This is a genomic window from Corynebacterium sp. HMSC076C10, from assembly GCF_001812455.1.
GTDB lineage: Bacteria > Actinomycetota > Actinomycetes > Mycobacteriales > Mycobacteriaceae > Corynebacterium > Corynebacterium jeikeium_D.
This window is the reverse complement of sequence record NZ_KV809114.1, coordinates 1-641: the sequence shown is the minus strand read 5'-3', so window position 1 is coordinate 641 and position 641 is coordinate 1. Positions and strand designations below refer to the sequence as shown.

Genomic DNA, 641 nt, shown 5'->3' with positions numbered 1-641 from the left:
TTTGTTTGTGTGTTGTGTTGTAAGGGCGCATGGTGGATGCCTTGGCATAGTAGGCCGATGAAGGACGTGAGAGGCTGCGATAGGCCTCGGGGAGCTGCCAACTGAGCGTTGATCCGAGGGTGTCCGAATGGGGAAACCTGGCCGTCGTTGTGGGCGGTCGCCGTTAGATGAATTCATAGTCTAATTGGTGGTTACGCGGGGAAGTGAAACATCTCAGTACCCGTAGGAGTAGAAAACAATTGTGATTCCGTTAGTAGTGGCGAACGAACGTGGATGAGGCTAAACCGCGTGCGTGTGATACCTGGCAGGGTTTGCGTGCGTGGGGTTGTGGGGATGCATTGTGCAGGGTCTGCTAGTCCTGCGTTGTGTTGTGTGGGTGTAGCGGAAGTGGATTGGAATGTCCTGCCGTAGACGGTGAGAGTCCGGTACGTGAAACACCCGTGCGTGCAATTGGTGTGTTGCCCGAGTAGCAGCGGGCTCGTGGAATCTGCTGTGAATCTGCCGGGACCACCCGGTAAGCCTAAATACCTGCTTATGACCGATAGCGGATTAGTACCGTGAGGGAATGGTGAAAAGTACCCCGGGAGGGGAGTGAAATAGTACCTGAAACCATGTGCTTACAATCCGTCAGAGCCCTTTTT

The 641-nt window shown here is 54.1% G+C and carries 1 rRNA gene; it reads left to right on the top strand.

Annotated features, from left to right (window positions below):
• Positions 1–9: 9 nt before the first annotated feature.
• Positions 10–641, top strand: a 23S ribosomal RNA gene (locus tag HMPREF2857_RS05480); the annotation flags it as partial.